Genomic DNA, 13,991 nt, shown 5'->3' with positions numbered 1-13,991 from the left:
ACTCGGTGCCTACTCACAGAAAGGTTGAGCGAATGTCTCCACGCGTGTCGATCATCATGAGGACTCAGAATCGACCATTGCTGCTTACGAGGGCATTGGGATCGGTGGCAGCCCAAAATTTTGAAGATTTTGAGCTGATTGTTGTCAATGACGCCGGAGACCCTGCTCCCGTTGAGGCGTGCGTTTCGCAGCTCCCACAGCCCGCACGAGACCGCGTCACAATCATTCATCGAGACAAAGCCTCAGGTAGAGAAGCAGCTATTAGCCCTGGGTTAGAAGTAGCGACTGGTGATTATATTACGATCCATGACGACGACGATACCTGGGCGCCACAATTCCTCGAACGTTGCGTCGAGTTTTTGGATGCACACCCTGATCACGTGGCGGTTGCAGCACGTTGTGACGTGGTTAGAGAGAAGATCGACGACGACGGCACGATCACGGAAGTTGGCCGCGAAGTACTCGACGCCAACCGTTCATGGTGGACTCTCACAGACACTCTCGTGGAAAGTTACAGTCCTCCTATCGCTCAAGTTATTCGGCGCGACGTTGCAGTGAGACTTGGTGGCTGGAATGGGAACATGCAAACCCAAGCAGACTGGGACTTCTCAGTTCGGCTGCTGGCACAAGGTTCAGCTGGATTTATCGACGGCGAACCATTGGCACACTGGCATCATCGCCAGGATGCGCAAGGTGCTATGGGTAATTCGATTTTTCTTGCTTCAGATGATCATATCTCAGCAAACTTACTTGCTCGTGATCGTTATCTGCGTGCGGAAATTAATCACGCAGATAACGATCACTTCGAGACTCAGCTTGGCCAAGCGCTACAAATCGCTGAATATTACAAGCGCTTATCACAAGAGCTACACCAGCAAATCGACGCTCTCCACAGCGCTCTTTATGCCTCTCATCTCGACACTAAAAAGGATTTAGAGACGCTGAGCACTAAAATGGACGCAGCCATCGCAAAAATAGAGAGCTTGGAGAACACTGTAGCTTCGCTTCACCAAGAGCGACAAACCAAGCGTGAACTCAACGATCAGGAATGATCAAACCTGACCGTCGCTGAATTCACCGAATTTCCGGTTCTGCTTTTGGCGTTCGCTCATTGGCACCCAATCGCGTTCGCTTGCACCAATATAGACCTGGCGCGGGCGGCCGATCTTTTGAGTTGGATCCAGCACCAGCTCGCGATACTGAGCGATCCAACCAGGTAGACGTCCGAGTGCGAACAGCGGCGTGAACATCTTCGTCGGGAATCCCATCGCCTTGTATATCAAGCCAGTGTAGAAATCCACATTCGGATACAAGCTGCGCTCAACGAAGTAATCGTCCTCAAGAGCAGCTTGTTCCAGCTCACGAGCCATATCGAAGAGCTCTGAATCCCCGTGCAAACGGCCGAGAATATCGTCTGCCAGCCCCTTAACAATCTTCGCGCGCGGATCGTAATTCTTATAAACGCGGTGCCCGAAGCCCATCAGCTTTACGTCGTTGCGCTTATCTTTAACCTGCTTCACGAAGCTGGCAATATCCAATTCTTGCTCGCGAATCTGGGAGAGCATATTGAGCACTGCCTCATTGGCTCCACCGTGAAGTGGTCCAGAAAGCGCGCCCACACCAGCAGCAACAGAAGCATACATATTGGCATGGGACGATCCCACAAGTCGCACTGTGGAAGTCGAGCAATTTTGCTCGTGATCAGCGTGCAAAATGAAGAGCTTGTCGAGCGCATTGACGATCGTCGGATCGACGTCATGCGTCTGATACGGCAAACCGAAAGTCATGCGGATGAAATCTTCAGTATAAGACTTCGACGCATCTGGATAGAGCAAAGGCAATCCTGTTGCCCGCTTCGAAGCGTAGGCAATCATCGTCGGAACTTTAGCTAAGAGCAGCACCGACGCAAGATCGCGCTGGTATTCATCGTGTGGGTCGAGAGTGTCCTCATAGTACGTGCCCAAGCCCGCAATGCCAGCCTGCAAGATCGACATCGGGTGCCCATGCGAGGGGAACGCCGTGAAGAATGACTTAAAGTCCTCATGGAGCAAAGTGTGCCGTTTAATGCGGTGAATGAATGCAGCTAGCGACGTCGCATCCGGAAGCTCGCCATAAATAAGCAGGTAGGCAACTTCAAGGAATGAGCAGTTTGCCGCGAGCTGCTCAATCGGATAGCCGCGGTAGCGTAAAATCCCTTGCCCGCCGTCAATATACGTAATTGCTGATTCACACGATGCAGTGTTCGTAAACCCTGGATCGAGAGTTACTGTGCCAGTTTCGCCCAACATTTGGCCGATTTTGAAACCATCGTTTCCTTCAACCGCTTGGACGCGCTCCAGCTCGAGGGCCTTCCCATCTACGCTGAGCTGCGCATTGTTAGCCATGTTGTCTCCTTATCGTTCACAGACTCGAGATTTTTCGAGACCGTTCCGCACCGAACGTACTGTGTAACGTGTGCTACATTCCGAGACTACCCGATATCACACGAAAACACCCCATGATTTCTTGATGTCGAGATGATTTTTTCCACAAAATTCCACCAAGCGAAATTCGCAAAAGCTACAATATGGCGAAATCCGCGCAAAAAATATGCCTGTATTCATTCCGCAGCTGCGATTATGCCTATCGCGAAGTCTGCGCCAAAGCCTGCGCAAACTCACGCATCCGATGCGCGGCCGTAGCGATATCGTCGTCGCTGGCAGTAAGAGAAATACGCACGTGCCGCTCGCCGGCCGCTCCATAGAACGTCCCCGGCGCCACCACGATACCCAACTGCGCGAAAGCTCGAGCTAGCGCCCACGCATCCGAGCCATCTTTACTCGACACCCAAAGATAAAGTCCGCCCACAGACGCCGGATCGTTCTCCAGACCCGCAGCTTGCACTGCAGCCAGCAGTATTTCACGACGACGCCGATACACCTCGCGTTGCACACGCACGTGCTCACTATCAGCAAGTGCAGCCACCATCGCCCGCTGCACCGGCATTGGCATCATAAATCCAGCGTGTTTCCTCAGCTCCACAATCGGATCAACCAAACTCGGATCACCCAGCACAAAAGCGGCGCGGTAACCAGCCATATTAGACTGCTTAGACAGCGAATACAGAGCGATCAAACCCCGAGAATCGCCACCGCAAACCCGCTCATCCATGATCGAGGGCGCCTCATCAACGTCCCATACCAAAGCCGAATAGCACTCATCTGAAGCAATAACTACATTATGAGCGCGTGCCCAGGCAACAATCCGCGCAAGCTGTTCAACATTGAGCACATGACCATCTGGATTACCAGGCGAGTTAAGCCAGAGTAGATCAATATCAGCAGGCCACTGAGCAGGATCGGAACTCGTATCCAAGGCAACCGCATCAGCTCCCGCGAGCCGCGCCCCGACGTCGTACGTAGGATACGCGCAAAGCGGATACGCTACCTTATGACGCGAATCCATACCAAGCATGGCAGGCAGCAGCGCCACCATCTCTTTCGAACCGAGCGTAGGCAACACCGAAATATCGCAGTGAATATTTCTCTCCAGCCCCCACTTGTGAATCGCGCCAAGCAGCTGCGGCGAACCCACATTAGGCGGATAACCGTGGGCGTTGGCCGATTCGAGCAATGCTTGTTGCACACACCGGGGCACATCATCAACCGGAGTGCCGATAGTTAAATCAACTACACCGTCTGCATATAGAGCTGCGCGCTCGCGAATCGGAACGAGCGTGTCCCAAGGAAAATCCGCGAGCGCGTGACCAAACAGAGCCATCAGTCTTTATTTTGCACCGGAAGCTGCGCAATAATCGGATGATCGCGGTTGATCACACCGAGTTTTGCTGCGCCACCTGGTGAACCAAGCTCGTCGAAGAACTCTACATTTGCTTTGTAGTAATCAGACCACTCGTCTGGGAGATCGTCCTCGTAATAGATTGCCTCAACTGGGCAAACTGGCTCACATGCACCACAATCAACGCACTCATCTGGGTGGATATATAACGTGCGCTCCCCCTCATAGATACAATCGACTGGGCATTCGTCAACACAAGCGCGGTCTTTAAAATCAACACAGGGCTGCGCGATAATGTACGTCACGTTATCTCCACATCGTTAAAGGATTTACGGGATTTCTTTAGTTCAAGTATCGTCTTTTTTGGCAGAAGTTGCCAATAAATAGGACGGATCTCATTGGCACGTAGCGCCATTTTGAGGGTTATAACGCCAGGTGAGGGTGGAATCCTCGTGGATTTGACCGTTCAAACTCACTTTTCGCCCAACCGTGATCGTGAAACCAGGATTGCCAGGACCATACGGTGTGCAGTCTTTCTTTTTGTTCACTTCGGTAGTAGCAGGCACCAAATTCTGGCGCGGGCCGCTCCACACCTGCACGTCCCAGTGCTTGGTAGACCACAAGCGCGTCACCAACCGCCCATCAGCCACATAGGAATCCACTACTGCACCATAAGGCGTGTTGTTTTTCCAGATCATATTTATCTGCCCAGACCACAGCGTCGATTCCAATCCAGCAGGATACCGCGAATAATACTGCGTATGTGGGCGGTGCTGAACGTCCACCATACCGGCGCGATAGCCAATATTGAACGTATTCGTAGACAGCTGTGAAAGGCCGCCACCTACTGCTTCGGAGCCGAAACCATCGACCAACACCCCAGAGCTTACAAAGCCCTGAGCGGTGCTAATCTCACCAAGTAGCTGCTCAAGGTTGAAATCTTCACCCGGTTTGATAACGCGATTAGACACCTTTTGCGAGCCGACCCGCAAATTTGTGGTGCGCACCGGATCAGACGTGATCGGGGTGGAGAACTCTGATACGACTTCCTTAACCCCCATTTTTTGCGCCTGCTCAGTGGTGAACTCCGGCTCGCCTTGCACGATCTGCGGCTTCACAGTGCGATCGCTTTGCTTACCGATATTGAGCAGCTCCTGGGAGAGTTTGTCCAGATCAATCACTTCACCCGGTTGAGCAGGAATTACTGTAGGAGTGGTGTGATTGACGATCTCAATTCGCGCATCGACTGGATCCTTCAAAATCCCGCCCGAACGCGCTCGCAAACAGTCTTTGAGAGCTGCTTTGTTAATACTAAGCACCGGCTTGCCCGATTTTGCCTCAAAAACGAGCAGTCCACCGAGGTCTCGCGGTTCGAGGTCAATGACTTTCTCACGGATAACTACCGACACCGGTTTCGAAATCACCGGATCGACCTCGTTTTTCACAAAAGCCGCAATCTGATCATCGCTCACATGCGGTGGCATGCTTTTGCTCGGGAGCACTATTTTATCCGATGCATCAAACCAGTGTTCTCTCACGTGCGACGCCGCTTGCCCGCGATCGATACTCACACCATTTTTCGCCTTCGTAGTAACTACGCTCGCTTTGGCGGAGTCGAATGTGATGCTCGGTTCCACCGGATCGACTTTGAGCTGCGCTATCGCAGCATCAAGTGCTGTGTCGAGCTTTTTGTCGTCTACCGTGGCTACCGCCGTCGTCATCTTTCCGCGGCCAAAATGAGCCACAACGCGAGCCGGATTCAGCGAAAAACCGACCAGTGGATCGAGGGAAGCATCTGGATCGAAACGTAAAGAAAAATCAGCTGGGTTGAGTGAAACGTTCTGGGAAGAATCTTTGACGCTCACCGAACGCGCTGCCTGCGTGCGCGCTTGCAGCTGCGACTCTAACTTAGCTTTGGCTTCATCTTTGGTGAGTCCACCAACTGGCACTCCAGAAACTTCGGTATTACTGGGAATGCGTGCGCCAAGGTAGAAAGCAATCCCAATATACGCCAGTGTTAACACCGCAAAAGTCGAGATAGCCCCGATAATCCAGCGTTTGCGTGAGCGTGCCATTCGCGCCTTGTGCTCCTGAGTTTCTGTGGAGCGCTGCTCGTCCCAGTCCCAGTAATCCTTTGAAGCGTTAGAATTCGCTGCAGCGTTGGTATCCGCGTTCATGCTGGTATCCGCCGCGGCGCTAGAATCTGCTGCAATGCCGGAATCAGCAGATTGCGCCCAACTGCGTGGGTTTTTCTCCTCAGACACAAGCTTCCTTTCTCGCCAACTAAGCAAGGCCCTCGCATATCAGGCAAGAGGCTCAGATGTGTTTTGCCTCAACCTGCTCAGTTACAGTTTGTTCAGCCGTAATGTGCGTTGCCTCAGTTTGCGTTCCCTCAGCTTGCGTTGCCGCAGTTTGCTCGGCAACTTGCGTCGCGTCGTCGTCACGATGTTGTACAGAACGACGACGGCACAGCACGTCCACGCTGATCATCGTCACGACGGACAACACCACTGAACCAAGAATCCAAGCGTGCGCCCGATAATCCTCAGCTAAAGCGAGCACATCGTTGCTCGGCGAGAAGAAAAACAGCACCACCGTGACCGAAAACATCGCCAAAGCAAAAGCAAAACTTGCTGCTAGCGCACCGATTTCATAGGAGAACCACGTCCCCGCCACCACGATTGCAGCAGCTAAAACCAGACCGCCCCACGGCAGTTTCCACGCTCCAGCCTGCACAATTGAGCCGACTACCGCCGTGATAGCGCCCAAACACAGACCTAGGAGAATATGTAAAGCAGTTTTTTGCATCTGCCCAGCTCCAGCATCAGTAGTAGAAATATCTAAGCACGTGCAGCCCTCTTGCGACGCGCTGCTTCGCGCTGACGGTCTGCAGTATTCAAGATTACCTTGCGAATGCGCACTGTTTCAGGAGTTACTTCGATACATTCGTCTTCGGCCGCAAATTCGATCGATTCTTCCAAGGTGAGCTGGCGACTCGCTTGGAGCGTTTCAAACACATCGGCAGTGGACGAGCGCATATTCGTCATTTCTTTAGCTTTGACGACGTTCACTTCCATATCCTCATTGCGCGGATTCTCGCCCACAACTTGCCCCTCGTAGGTTTCATCGCCCGGCACAACGAAGAACGTGCCGCGATCTTCAAGGCGTTGCAACGAGAAAGCAGTGATCTGACCAGCGCGGTCGGACACAAGCGAGCCCGTGGTGCGCGATTCAATATCGCCTGCCCACGGCTGGTAACCCTCAGAAATTGACGCCGCAATACCGGTACCGCGCGTCTGCGTGAGGAACTGGGTGCGGAAGCCGATCATGCCACGCGAGGGCAATAAAAATTCCATTCGCACCCAACCAGTTCCATGGTTAGACATAGTCGTCATTTGCCCTTTGCGAGCCGCCATAAGCTGCGTCACTGCACCGAGATACTCCTCTGGCACATCGATAGTAGCGCGCTCCCACGGCTCAAAAACCTTACCGTCGATAATCTTCTTCACGACTTGCGGTTTACCAACCGTGAGTTCAAAGCCCTCACGGCGCATAGTTTCCACCAAAATCGCGAGCGCTAATTCGCCACGATCTTGCACTTCCCAAGCGTCCGGACGATCAGTAGGCAGCACGCGAATCGACACGTTGCCCACCAGCTCTTGCGTCAGACGGTCACGGACTTGACGTGCAGTAAGCTTGTGACCTTTCACTTTTCCTGCCAAAGGCGAAGTGTTAATACCGATCGTCATGGAAATCGCCGGATCGTCAACATGAATCGGCGGCATCGGAAGTGGATTTTCCAAATCAACAAGAGTTTGCCCAATCGTGATATTGGGGATTCCAGCAATTGCCACAATATCGCCAGGACCAGCAGTTTCGGCAGGCTTACGCTCAAGACCATCTGTTCGCAGCAATTCCGTCACGTGCACGCGCTCAAGCTTCGAATCAGGGCCATCCATCAAACCGACCCACGAATTTTTCTTCAGTTCACCCGAATACACGCGCACGAGCGCCAAGCGACCCAAGAAAGGCGAGGCATCAAGGTTCGTGACCTGCGCGACGAGTGGCGCGGCGTCGTCGTACGTAGGGGCAGGAATGTATTCCAAAATCGCCCTAAACAGCGGTTCGAGATTGGGGTTGGCAGGCAAATCGCCGTCGGCCGGCTGCTCAGTGTCGGCGTGGCCAGCTTTTGCAGCCGCATAAATCGTTGGAATCTCGAGGATACGATCCAAGTCAAGCCCATCGACGTCCTCAATATCGGCGGCGAGATTCAACAAAAGATCCTGAGTTTCGGAAACGACTTCGCTAATGCGCGCATCGGGGCGATCGACTTTGTTGATCACTGGGATGACGGGCAAGTTCGCTTCGAGCGCCTTGCGCAGCACAAAACGAGTCTGTGGCAATGGTCCTTCCGAAGCATCAACGAGCAATACGACGCCGTCAACCATCGAAAGCCCGCGCTCTACCTCGCCCGAAAAATCGGCGTGACCAGGAGTATCGATAACGTTGATAACCACGCCTTCCGGCGCCCCAAACTCGGCAGCCGATGGGCCGGTGTAAGTGATTGCGGTGTTCTTGGCAAGGATCGTGATTCCTTTTTCGCGCTCCAAATCACCCGAATCCATAACGCGCTCGCCGGTTTTCTCCACCGTTGCCCGCTGGTCAAAAGCGCCACCCTGCCAGAGCATGGCATCCACCAATGTGGTTTTTCCGTGGTCAACGTGGGCTACGATGGCAACATTTCGCAGGCTGTTGCGTACGGTCATATGTGTGTTCTCATTTCTTTGCTACTTGCGCGCCAGTACCGCGGCGGTGCTGTGAAGTATTTCGATTTGTGCAAATTTAGGCACTTAAAACAAAATCTCGAAAGCGTTGCGCGAAAGTGCCAGCGTGGAAATCCTACGCTGTTTTAGCGATTCACAACTATATAAATCTCCGAAGTGCGAGCGAAAGAACACTGTTATCTTCAATTCAATGTGCGCTCTTAGCCACCCAGATTTTACCCCTGGCAGCGAAATTTGAAAGAATCTCATCATGACCTACATTTTGCGTGGAAAAGGTACCCAACTCTACGGATATGCGCTCGTGGCGCTCGCCCTGATTATTGCTGGTGGTTCAGCATGGCATGGAGGGTGGAGCGAAGCTCTCCGTGCGTTGCCAATTTCGGCGTTTATCGCCGTCTTCGCGTGGGTGGCTTATGGAAATCCGCGCACAGAGGTTGGTCCGCGCGGACTGCGGATCGTCAATCTCACGCGTACGGTGGACGTGCCGTGGGGCGATCTTGACTACGTTGAGAATCGTTGGGGTTTGATCGTTCATACCGTTTCTGGACGCAAGATTTCCGCCTGGAGTATTCCCTCGCGCGCCGGCGTCTTTGAAAATTCGGTACGTGAGTCAAAACAGGTAGAAAAGGATGTCGATTGGGATCGCGACGACGACGCCCGGGTTCCGTTGATCGTTTCGGTGCGGCGCGCCGTGCTTATTATCGAAAGTCGCCAATCTGCGCTCAAAGCTCAGAAGAAGTGCTCCTCCCAAGATTCTCTCGCAACACATTCAGCTTTTGATTCAGACTCTCCTCATTCCACTAAAGTAGCTTCCAGTGCCGTGAGCAGCTTTAACACCCTGCCATTGGTCGCTTTAGCTGGCACCATCGTTCTCACCTTGGTGCTGTGGCTCTAGCGATTTGTGGCTCAGCGATTTTGTCGCGCGACTGGTAGCAACTCAGCGTTACGTTGCTGGGCAGCCTGCACAACGAGCAGTAAGCCGAGCTTTGCGTTGCTGGAAACCCAGCCCGACGCTGGATGGCAGCTCAGTCCTGCTGCCACGTCTCCCAAAGCGAAGCGTACTCTTTGCCCTGAGCCACCAGTTCCTGATGCGTTCCCAACTCCGCAATCTCGCCGTCGATAAGAACCGCAACCCGATCGGCGTCGTAAGCAGTGTAAAGACGGTGCGCAATGGAAATAACCGTGCGCCCTTCTAGAACGCGTGCGAGGGCACGCTCGGCGCTACGAGCTGCGGTAGGATCGAGCAGCGAGGTGGCTTCATCGAGCACAAGAACCTGCGGATCAAGGAGCACGATTCTCGCCAGTGCCAGTTGCTGCGCGTAATCCGGTGGCAGCTCAAGCGCACCCGAACCCACCTTAGTATCGATTCCCTCAGGTAAAGACTCAACCCAGTGTGCATTTACTGCGCTAAGCGCCTGCTTTAAATCTGCGTCGCTCGCAGCCGGCGCGGCAAGCTGCAGGTTCTCGCGGATTGTGCCCACGAAAATGTGGTTCTCCTGAGTCACTAGCGCCACCGTTTGATGGAGAATCTTTTCTTGCAGATGGATGACCTCCACTCCGCCAATCTCCACCTGACCGTTGAGCGGCGGATTCACACCTGCGATGAGACGCCCCAGCGTGGACTTGCCAGACCCAGATGGACCCACAATTGTAAGCCGCTCACCAGGCTTAATATCGAGGGAAATATTTTTGAGCACCGGGTGGCCCTCCCGATAGGCGAAATCGACGTTACGCACGCAGACGCCATCGTCGCTCGGAACCTCCTCGCCACTAAGGCGATCACTCGCAATCTCCGCAACCCCGAAAATACGGGCAAAAGCCACCCAAGCGAACTGGAATTCGTCGGTCCACCAGGAGAGCTCTTCGATTGGCCAGCGCAACTGTTGGACGTAGAGCGTTACCGTAACCACAACACCAGCAGTCGTCAGACCCAGTCCAACCAGCCAACTCCCCCACAACACCGAAATCGCAATCGGAGAAATCAACACGATTGCCGTTTGCGCACCAAAAATGGCACGCATCCACGCGGTGTAGCGCTCATTGATCCACATTTCGCGCAAAATCGTGCCCGTGCGGCGAATCCTGTGCTCACGCATACTCATGGAGTCAACCGTGGCCGAATGCTCAACCGTTTCTGCAATATCGCCGTTGAACTCGGCGATCAGCGCCGAGGTGGCAAGGTAGGCTGCGATGGAGCGTCGCAAGTATTTACGCAGCACAAAGAACATTGGAATGAACGCCAACAGCACCACTATTCCCACCCGAATATCAGTAATAACGGCCGCGCCGACTGTCACACAAATAGTCAGGCTGAGTACTGCAATTCGCGAGATTCCTTGGCGGATCACGAACTCCACTCGGTCAATATCCGAGGTGGTGCGGCCGAGCAGATCGCCCGTTCCGGCCGCTTCCACCACCGAAAGCGGCAAATGCGTTACGGCGTTGACCAGATTCGTGCGCAGCGTGTGGAAGATTTTCTGCCCCAACACGCGGGCGCGATAATCGGCAAACCAAGCAGTGAGGGCTTGCACGAGCACCGCAATGATCAAAACGTAGATATTTCGTTTTATGGACGAATATGGAGCACCTTGGGCAATTTGATCGATAGCAGTACCAATCACCCACGGCGTTACAATTGCCGCACATGCCACAATAACTTGCAGGCCAAGCGTGAGGGCAAATTCCCCTTTGAACTGCATAAATAGCGCCGAGAGTTCGCGGATAATCGTCTTGTTTGATGCAATTGGTAACTTCATACTCACTCCTCTTCGCCCGCGGCGCGATGCACTACCTGATAATAGTGCTCGTTCTTCAATAGTTCTTCATGCGTGCCGGCAGCTGCCACGGTGCCATCGTGGCCGATGAAAACCACTCGATCGGCCTGATTCAACATGATCGGCGAACTGCTCACGACGACGGTGGTCTGGTTGAGTCGTTGTGCCTGCAAACGCTGCGCAATCCGCGCTTCCGTATGCGAATCTACTGCCGATGTGGGTTCTACCAGCACCAGAATCGGCGCATTGGTTAGCACAGCGCGCGCCAAAGCCAGGCGCTGCCGCTGACCTCCCGAGAGATTGCGGCCGCGTTCGGAAAGGCGCGCATCAAGCCCCTCGTCTGATTCGATGATGTCAAGCGCGTCCGCCACAAATAATGCGCTACGCATCGCCTCACTGCTGGGCATATTGAGGTTGATCGTGTGCTCGCGCTGGGCAACGCCCATTCCGTCGCCCGTATCGGCCATTTGCACCGCTATTGGGCGCGGTAGCAGGTCATCGGCATTCGCCCCAGCGAGGTTCGACCTAATCCTCCCCTGAAAGAGCTGCGCAATCGCTTGGGAGAGCACGATATTTTGACGCACGGTGCGCAGTGCAATCGTGCACAGATCGATTGTTTTCTCTTCCGCTGTTTTCCCTGTTGCTGCCTGGCTTTCTGTTGTCTCGTCTTCCGTTGCCTGGTCTTCTGTTGCCTGGTCGTCCACATCTTTCGCTGTGACGACGACGTAAGCGCGCTGATCGTCGTCCACGCGCGCGAGCTTTTCAGCAATCTGAGCTGCCATATTAGGATCGGCGCCCACAAGCACTGTGAATTGCCCACCGATGACGCGCGTGCCAGATGCAGGTTCTAGTAAATCGACCGTCTTCCAGTCAATTTGGGGTGCGGTGCTAGTTGGTGCACTGTTGCCCGGGGCGACGCTACTCAATGCAGTGCCGGTGGGCACGGCGTCTTGCTGCGTGACGCCACTCTGCTCGGCGTTGCGTTGCGCTGCGCTGCTCTGCTCGGCACTACTCAGTGCGACGCCACTTAACTCAGTACTACCTGGCTCGGCGTCACGCCCGCAGTTCTCATCCGAGGTAAGCGGCTCGATTTTGAGGATTCTTCCCATACGTTCGGCTCCCACGCGGGCGTCTGGAATTGCATGAACTAGCTGCGTAGCAGTAGAAACTGGCGCGCCAAGGAACGCCATATATCCGAAAAACGACACAAGCTCACCGCGACTGAGATTGCCGTGGTAGATGAACCACAGTCCGATGCTGATCACCACCGCCGTGTAGATGGCAGGAATGGCAGTGCTCAACGCACCAAGAATCGATTGCACGAGCGCGGCCCGAATACCCGCTTCTCGCAGAGCAACAGACTGCTGTTCATAGCGTGCGTTGTACTCGTCCTCGCCTCCCATACCACGCAGCACACGCAGGCCGACGACGGCATCGGTACCGAGCGTCGTCAGCTTACTGCGCTCTTCTCGCTGGTCTTTAAGGCGATTTTGCAAAGGACGAACCAAGACGCTCATGCCCACAAGCAAAATTGGCAGCCCTATTCCGACCAGTAATCCGAGCGGAACACTGGTGCGGATCATGAGGAATACGACCACTCCAAATGAAATAAATGCTGAGATAGCCGCAGATAGAGAGCTTAAGAACATTCCGACTTTTCGAGAGTCACCCTCGGTTGCCGAAACTATCTCTCCGGAGGAAAACTGTTGTTTTCCTCCGCTGCGGATACCGGTATAGCGCTGAACTTGTACCAGTGAAGAGCCGATCGCACCTCGAAAGTAGAGCATGGAATTGATTGCATCTGATACAGCTGCCCAGGAGCGCACAATTATGAGTCCAACAGTGAGAAGCAAACCGGGAATTATTGCAGTAGTCAAACCGCGCTCTAAGCCAGAATCCAGGAGAATACCGACAGCCCACGGAGTCAACGCGCTTCCTAAAAACAGCACAGACATGCCAATAATTGATAAGGCGAGCGTGCCGCGATTTCCGCGGACAATCGAACGCAGCACGTGATCGGGGTCGATAGGTGCAAAATCCTGAAACTTCGCAAATGCGGGCCATTTCTTCGGTGTAGGGCCAACTTCAAATACGCGTTGATTGATTCGGGTACGAGCAACGCGCAGCTGGTGAACACGCGCTTTAGCCGTTTGGTCGGCAAAGTCGCCCGTAGCCGGAGCACTGGTCTCGTTTGATAGCGGTGCTGTGATCTTGAAAGCAGAACGAGAAGAGGTTGAAAAAAGACGTTTAATACCCATGATTACCTAGTTATAGACCTACACAAATGCAATGAATGAAAATGGCGTTAGTTAAACGGTGTGCAAATCGAGCTGAGTGCTCCCTGGTGATGCAAAGGCGCTCTCGAGCGACTCATTAGCCGTTACTCGCAGATGATCCACAGTGTTGAATATCAACAACGTTGAATATCAGCAGTGTTGAACACCGGTTTTTGGCTGGAAATACGAGCTAAACAACAGAGTTTACTGGTACGCATACTCACCAGCAATTGGGTTGACCGATCATGCTCGCAAGCGGCGCAGCAGCCACGCTCAGCTGTAACATCAGCCGGCCTTATTCAGGCTCGTTAGGAAAATAGTAGGTAAAACATAAGGTGATGGTATCAAGATTTTTATTCTTCCTCAAATATTTAAGCAAG

At 53.6% G+C, this 13,991-nt stretch carries 10 protein-coding genes; 2 read left to right on the top strand and 8 right to left on the bottom strand.

Features of this window, described 5'->3' with window-relative positions; all coding sequences use genetic code 11:
* The first annotated feature begins 32 nt into the window (after nucleotides 1-32).
* Nucleotides 33-1,052: a glycosyltransferase family 2 protein gene (locus JOD55_RS03500; RefSeq protein ID WP_275587019.1), complete on the top strand. Its 1,020-nt coding sequence runs from the start codon at nucleotides 33-35 to the stop codon at nucleotides 1,050-1,052.
* Here the strand turns inward: JOD55_RS03500 and JOD55_RS03495 are convergent, their stop codons facing one another.
* The 6 genes from JOD55_RS03495 to typA form a co-directional block, all read right to left on the bottom strand.
* Complete coding sequence (locus JOD55_RS03495) at nucleotides 1,053-2,384, bottom strand: citrate synthase (protein WP_204398714.1); 1,332 nt, start codon at nucleotides 2,382-2,384, stop codon at nucleotides 1,053-1,055.
* A gap of 238 nt (nucleotides 2,385-2,622) precedes the next feature.
* Nucleotides 2,623-3,759, bottom strand: a complete 1,137-nt coding sequence (gene dapC, locus JOD55_RS03490; protein WP_204398712.1) for a succinyldiaminopimelate transaminase — start codon at nucleotides 3,757-3,759, stop codon at nucleotides 2,623-2,625.
* Entirely contained in the window at nucleotides 3,759-4,082 is a 324-nt protein-coding gene (gene fdxA / locus JOD55_RS03485) for a ferredoxin (protein WP_204398711.1), read from the bottom strand. Before fdxA ends, dapC begins: the two co-directional genes overlap by 1 nt.
* 90 nt (nucleotides 4,083-4,172) lie before the next feature.
* Nucleotides 4,173-6,041 carry a VanW family protein gene (locus JOD55_RS03480; RefSeq protein WP_204398709.1) on the bottom strand — a complete coding sequence of 623 codons (1,869 nt, stop codon included), beginning with the start codon at nucleotides 6,039-6,041 and terminating at the stop codon, nucleotides 4,173-4,175.
* A gap of 52 nt (nucleotides 6,042-6,093) precedes the next feature.
* Nucleotides 6,094-6,585: a hypothetical protein gene (locus JOD55_RS03475; RefSeq protein WP_204398704.1), complete on the bottom strand. Its 492-nt coding sequence runs from the start codon at nucleotides 6,583-6,585 to the stop codon at nucleotides 6,094-6,096.
* 32 nt (nucleotides 6,586-6,617) lie between these two features.
* Nucleotides 6,618-8,543, bottom strand: a complete 1,926-nt coding sequence (typA, locus tag JOD55_RS03470) for a translational GTPase TypA (protein WP_204398702.1) — start codon at nucleotides 8,541-8,543, stop codon at nucleotides 6,618-6,620.
* Between the two features lie 268 nt (nucleotides 8,544-8,811).
* On the opposite strand from typA, the gene JOD55_RS03465 reads away from it, so the two are divergent.
* Complete coding sequence (locus tag JOD55_RS03465; RefSeq protein ID WP_204398696.1) at nucleotides 8,812-9,456, top strand: PH domain-containing protein; 645 nt, start codon at nucleotides 8,812-8,814, stop codon at nucleotides 9,454-9,456.
* A 130-nt stretch (nucleotides 9,457-9,586) separates the two neighbouring features.
* Here the strand turns inward: JOD55_RS03465 and JOD55_RS03460 are convergent, their stop codons facing one another.
* Together JOD55_RS03460 and JOD55_RS09230 are read right to left on the bottom strand one after the other, a co-directional pair.
* On the bottom strand, nucleotides 9,587-11,317 hold the full coding sequence (locus tag JOD55_RS03460; protein ID WP_204398694.1) for an ABC transporter ATP-binding protein: 1,731 nt from the start codon (nucleotides 11,315-11,317) through the stop codon (nucleotides 9,587-9,589).
* 2 nt (nucleotides 11,318-11,319) lie between these two features.
* Nucleotides 11,320-13,593, bottom strand: coding sequence for an ABC transporter transmembrane domain-containing protein (locus JOD55_RS09230; RefSeq protein ID WP_204398692.1), 2,274 nt, complete (start codon nucleotides 13,591-13,593; stop codon nucleotides 11,320-11,322).
* Between the last annotated feature and the right edge of the window lie 398 nt (nucleotides 13,594-13,991).

Source organism: Arcanobacterium pluranimalium, assembly GCF_016907845.1.
GTDB classification, from domain to species: Bacteria; Actinomycetota; Actinomycetes; order Actinomycetales; family Actinomycetaceae; genus Arcanobacterium_A; species Arcanobacterium_A pluranimalium.
Note: the sequence above shows the minus strand (reverse complement) of the source record. Positions and strands in the feature narration are given on the sequence as shown.